This is a genomic window from Clostridium sp. DSM 8431 (assembly GCF_900116755.1).
Classification (GTDB): Bacteria; Bacillota; Clostridia; order Clostridiales; family Clostridiaceae; genus Clostridium.
Genome location: NZ_FPBY01000212.1, coordinates 1 through 5,248, shown reverse-complemented (window position 1 = coordinate 5,248; position 5,248 = coordinate 1). Strand labels below are relative to the sequence as shown.

Sequence of the window (5,248 nt, the reverse complement as noted above, 5' to 3'; positions counted from 1 at the left end):
TATCCATTTCGGCTATTATCATTATTTTTACTCATAGTATCATACTTACAATAACCTAATGCCTCATCCATTTCAGCTTCTAATGCTTCTTGTAGAACATCTCTAAACATTTCTTTTAATCCTACTAATATTTCATTAGCATTAGTAAAATGTTGCTCCTTAATATATTCTCTTAATAATTCTTTCGACACGTTTCCCATATAAAAAACTCCTTCTTGCAATAATTTGTTATTTTGATTATTGCCAAGAAGAAGCTATTTTTATTCTGTTTACACAAAATTTTTTATACGGCCGAACTTAATTATAACAGAGATTTATCATAAATGTTTTTTTTATTTTATTCAGTTGTAAAATTATTCAAGCATTTTTGCACTATTATAGTATGATTTTAATAAGTCTTTGCGACAAACTTCTTGACAACTACCGCTTCTGATCTTCCTAAACCTTGCAGATAGCTTATGTACCTTTTTAAATAGATAGGCATCATATCTTCTATATTCTCAATTCCAAACTCACCTTTACAGTAAATAAAGAATTTAAGAGAAGAATTATAGCAAGTCTTAATAGTTCTCTCACTATAATTTCTTACCTGCATATCATATCTATATTCTTTTAGTAAATCCTCCAAAAGCAAAAAAAGACACCTCCAATATCAATACACACTATGTATATCAATATTGAAAGTGTCTTTAAACAAATTTGTATACCATTATCAAATGATTTTTTTCTAGTTCAGAATACCTCTAAGCGCCCTATTCTTCCCATCCTTCAGGGAACTCAGCATTGTGGTAAACATTCTGTACATCATCATCGTCATCAAGAAGATCAAGTAGCTTCTGCATCTTCTTAACTTCTCCTGTATCTATATTTAATTAATTGATTTTTTAGACTTAAAATTTATATTAACTTATCCCATCAATTTTCACATTAGTCAAAATACCATTATCAATTTCATATAAATAATCACTCAATTGCTGAACATCCCGTTCTATATGGCTAGTTAGCAAGATTGTTTTACCACCATCTTTTATTTGAATTAACTTTTCTTTCAACTTTTCAACACTATACTTGTCCAATCCATTAAAAGGCTCATCTAATATTAATATTTCTGGGTCCTCCATTATTGCTTGTGCAATTCCAAGACGCTGTTTCATTCCTAAAGAAAATTCTTTTACTTTTTTATCACCAATAGGCAGCTCCATAAAATGTAATACCTCTATAATTTTTGAATTATCTATCTTATTATTAATCTGTGCTAAAAACTTTAAATTATCAAAAGCACTATAATTAGGTAAAAATCCAGGCTGTTCAATTAATGCTCCAACATTATCTGGGAAGTCAACATCTGATCCAATTTTTTGTCCTTTAACTTTTACATAACCTGATGTAGGTCTTATAAATCCACATATAGCTTTAAAAATCAAAGTCTTTCCAGAACCATTTCTTCCAATAATCCCATATGTCTTTCCTTTTTTTACGTTCAAGTTTATCTTATTTAATATGGTAGTTCCTTTAAAACTCTTTGTATAATCAACTATTTCTATAATATTTTCTTCAGACACAATTTATCCTCCTATATATTTTAAATTTCATCAATATCTTTTTTCCTTATAATTAACAATGATATAAGAAAATTTATAATTACAAAAAGTCCTATATATATTAAAGAATTTATAATATTTAATCCCAGAAAACCATCTTTAAAAATTTCAAATCTCCTTAACATTCCATTATTAATTAATTGTATCCTATATAATTTACTTTTAAAGAATATAGGTGCTAAAATAAACAATATTCCTACTGCAGTAGCTTCATTTGATTTTACAAAGATATAATATAAATTATTTAGAAAAATCTGCACAGCAGCTAATGTAATGATATTAAGTAAAAGTACCCATAAAATAACTTTATATTGATTTATCTCAATATTACTACTTAATAAATTATCTGTGCCCTTAAGGACTACATTGCTAAAAGCTGCATGCCCTAATTTTACTCTGCATACTAATAATGTAGCTAAAAATAATACAAAATAATACTCAATTAATTTTATTACTATTGTTAAATTAAAAGCTATAATCCATTTATACTTGTTCTTCGCTCTTGTCAGTATTAATTCCGACGTTTCTTTAACTCTACTTATTACAGATAGATTAATCATATATAACACAAAAAGATGTGGTGTAAGCCATAAAATGAATGAAAAGATATCCTTAACTATATTATAATCTACATCTAATCCACCATATGTAATTACAATAATATCTCCAATCAAAATATTCTCATAAGAATTACTATTCACTAATCTCAACTGTAATATTGTGATTAAAATTCCAATTAAGAATAATATTAGGACTCTTTTTTCTTCATTATATGATTTTAAATTTAAACTAATTATTCTTCTAATCATGTGAAATTACTAACCTTCTATTTAATAATAAATTAACAGCTATAATAACAGCTAAAAGTGCAAAACTAAAAATAAGTGACATCCAAAGAGGAACAGGGAAATAATTATTTTGAGAAAAATTATGCTTATACAATAATGCCATGGTATCTAATCCTATATATTTATAAGCTTCACACAATCCTCCTTCTAAAGAAAATCCATCAAAAATTACATTTCCTATTAAATAAGAACTTATTATAATATAAACTATATACTTCCTCTGTATATAATTCATTAATAAATCTCTCAAACTAAAAAGTATTAATGAAGAAATAAATATTTCTATGTAGGATATTAATACTGCTTCTATTGGATTTAAATTATATACAAAAGAATTAACATATAATGTATTTATTACTTCTCTTACATTCTCTTTATTTAATACAAAATCACTCCACCATGTTTCATATTTAAACATAAACATATTTATGATAAATAAAATCACAAAAAAGAGACTTGTAAATAAAAAAGCTAATATACTATTAGTAACACTTTTTGAAACTATATATGTTCTTTTATGGCTGCTCCTTAGCATAATACATTTTTCATAATCGTTCTTTACATTAAAGAAAGTTGTTATCACAACAACAAATGGAAGATAAAATCCTAATATAAAACTACTATAGTTAACAGTCTTCAAAATTCCATCCCAGATATTTAAATTTATATGATAACTTCTGCTTATTGCTGCCAGTCTGCTTGAAATCATATATACTGCAATAAAAAACACAAGACTGCTTATTCCAACCTTTACTGGTAAATTGCATAATTTCAAATTAATTTTCACTAAACTCTTTACTTTATTTTTCATATATATCTTCCTTTTTTGTTTTCAAAATGAATACTATAGAACATACTATTAATATTAGAATTAATTCTATAAATATTTCACTTACTGTAATATTTTCAGCTACATAAAATTGATTAATTAATGAGGTAGAATAATGCTCAATGCTTAAAATAGAACATATTATACTTCCTGTAATCCAAAATATAAAAGGTGATAAAATTATTGCAATTTTATTATTTATAAATGAAGAAACAGCTAATCCTATAGATGCATACGCTGCTCCAAATATAAAATTTATTATGATATGAATTACTATATACATAAAAAAGTTATCAACCAATATTCCTGAAAAAGGACCTCCATAAGACCCATATCCATAGAAATCTTCTATATTACCTTTAAAAATAATAAAAATTAATAAAGTTAAAATAATTGTAGGGATTATAACTGCCAATCCACCAGCAATACTATTGACAATTATTTTTGAATTTATGTATTTTTTATGATTAATTCTCAAATCAATCTGCTTAATAATTCCACTTTCCTTTTCTTCTACAAAGGATAATCCAAAGGGTAATACTGAAATAATAGGCATAGCAACAATAAACATTCTAAATTGAGCAAACCATACTCCGTATTTATTAAGACCATTTTCCACCATAAGCCTTGCTGACTCTTTAGCTTCAGCCGTTTGAAGATCTGGCGCATCATAATTAAAAAATAAGAATTCCTTTATTTCAAAATATATTCCTAGAGTACTAATTATTAAAGCAATGATTATAGCTGCTATAAATCTTTTACTTTTTATCACTCTCTTTAGTTCATCAACGACCATATTTTCTCCTTTCTAATTGAACTTCAAACCATAACATCTTATGGTTTGAAGTTTAGTTAATTTATAAAAATTTTACCATGTAAAATTTCCATATGCCCATCTTGAAGAAGTTTCAAAAGTATCATTATAGGCTCTTACTTTATACTCATATCCATCACTCATTGCAACTCCAGATAAAGTATAATATCCACTACCTTGATGACAACGTACATAACTACTTCTTGCTTCATTATGAGCATTTTCTGCTCTTGCCTTACAATAATATGATGGACCATCAACAATACGAGTTAATGATATCTTTGCTGCCCCTCCATCATATGTGTTCCATGAATCATCATCTGTATTAGATATTTTAGCTGGTAATAAGTTCATTCCCCAATCATTGTCATCCCTACGTGCAGAAGCATTCACACCTCCCATTGTTCCTAATACTACAGTTATTCCTACTGCTACTAAAATTGTTTTTAATTTCTTCATTTTTATCCCCCTCATTTTTCATATTAACAAGCTTGTCACAACTATTATACCATATTTTATATATTTTTCATGTCTTTGTAATATTTTATTGTTTTTTTTGTATTATTTGCTTTAATTTCCTCTATTTGAGTTGCAATAGATTCATTTAAGCAAAATCTATCTAGTTTAGTTATGTATTTTACACATTAAAATTGGTTCTTTCCAATGTTAGTTGAAACAGCCTAGATTCTATTATATAATTTGAATAATAAAATCAAGGGGAAAGAACAAAAGGGTGAAAATTATTATAAATAACAGAAAAATGTTTTGCAAAAATGATTCTTGTAATCATAAAACTTTTTCTGAAAAGTTTAAATTTATAAATGACAAAGCTAAGAAAACAAAGAGGTTGGAAAAAGAAATTATTAATATCTCATTAAATATGAGTTCTGTAGCTGCTAGCAAATATTTAAGTGATAATTTAACTAATGTAGGAAAGAGTACAATTTGTGCTCTTTTAAAAAAAAGATACAGTAGTTATTGATAAATCTAAAGTAGATATGGTATGTATTGATGATTTTGCAACTAGAAAAGGTAAAAAATATGCAACTGTAATGATAGATATAAATACTCATAAAATAATTGATATGATAAATTCACGTGATTATGAAAAAGTTTCTTCTTGGTTAAAAAATTTCCCTAATTTAAAGATAATATC

Annotated in this window: 9 protein-coding genes and 1 pseudogene; 2 read left to right on the top strand and 8 right to left on the bottom strand. The window is 26.0% G+C overall.

The window, feature by feature from the left end:
* From BM384_RS15430 to BM384_RS15400, 8 genes and pseudogenes are all read right to left on the bottom strand, one after another.
* A partial coding sequence (locus tag BM384_RS15430) for a transposase (RefSeq protein ID WP_175537276.1) occupies positions 1-200 on the bottom strand: 200 nt, incomplete at its 3' end.
* 188 nt (positions 201-388) lie between these two features.
* Positions 389-634, bottom strand: a complete 246-nt coding sequence (locus BM384_RS15425; protein ID WP_090014916.1) for a hypothetical protein — start codon at positions 632-634, stop codon at positions 389-391.
* A gap of 118 nt (positions 635-752) precedes the next feature.
* Positions 753-866 (bottom strand): annotated as a pseudogene (locus BM384_RS17455) (YebC/PmpR family DNA-binding transcriptional regulator); the annotation flags it as partial.
* A gap of 36 nt (positions 867-902) precedes the next feature.
* The gene (locus BM384_RS15420; RefSeq protein WP_242946066.1) at positions 903-1,562 is read right to left on the bottom strand and encodes an ABC transporter ATP-binding protein; all 660 of its coding nucleotides are present in this window, start codon (positions 1,560-1,562) and stop codon (positions 903-905) included.
* A gap of 20 nt (positions 1,563-1,582) precedes the next feature.
* Positions 1,583-2,410: a hypothetical protein gene (locus BM384_RS15415; RefSeq protein ID WP_090014912.1), complete on the bottom strand. Its 828-nt coding sequence runs from the start codon at positions 2,408-2,410 to the stop codon at positions 1,583-1,585.
* Entirely contained in the window at positions 2,403-3,260 is an 858-nt protein-coding gene (locus BM384_RS15410) for a hypothetical protein (protein WP_090014910.1), read from the bottom strand. Before BM384_RS15410 ends, BM384_RS15415 begins: the two co-directional genes overlap by 8 nt.
* On the bottom strand, positions 3,250-4,074 hold the full coding sequence (locus BM384_RS15405) for a hypothetical protein (protein WP_090014908.1): 825 nt from the start codon (positions 4,072-4,074) through the stop codon (positions 3,250-3,252). Before BM384_RS15405 ends, BM384_RS15410 begins: the two co-directional genes overlap by 11 nt.
* Before the next feature lie 72 nt (positions 4,075-4,146).
* A complete protein-coding gene (locus BM384_RS15400; RefSeq protein WP_090014906.1) occupies positions 4,147-4,551 on the bottom strand; it encodes a hypothetical protein in 405 nt (134 codons plus the stop codon).
* 274 nt (positions 4,552-4,825) lie between these two features.
* Between BM384_RS15400 and BM384_RS15395 the strand changes: the two genes are divergently transcribed.
* Entirely contained in the window at positions 4,826-5,074 is a 249-nt protein-coding gene (locus tag BM384_RS15395; RefSeq protein WP_090014905.1) for a hypothetical protein, read from the top strand.
* A 16-nt stretch (positions 5,075-5,090) separates the two neighbouring features.
* Positions 5,091-5,248 (top strand): transposase (locus BM384_RS15390; RefSeq protein WP_139232152.1); only part of this gene is annotated, 158 nt, incomplete at its 3' end.

Coding starts and splice junctions, on each gene's coding strand:
- BM384_RS15415 (WP_090014912.1), bottom strand. CDS start 2,410: ATGATTAGAAGAATAATTAGTTTAAATTTAAAATCATATAATGAAGAA.
- BM384_RS15410 (WP_090014910.1), bottom strand. CDS start 3,260: ATGAAAAATAAAGTAAAGAGTTTAGTGAAAATTAATTTGAAATTATGC.
- BM384_RS15405 (WP_090014908.1), bottom strand. CDS start 4,074: ATGGTCGTTGATGAACTAAAGAGAGTGATAAAAAGTAAAAGATTTATA.
- BM384_RS15400 (WP_090014906.1), bottom strand. CDS start 4,551: ATGAAGAAATTAAAAACAATTTTAGTAGCAGTAGGAATAACTGTAGTA.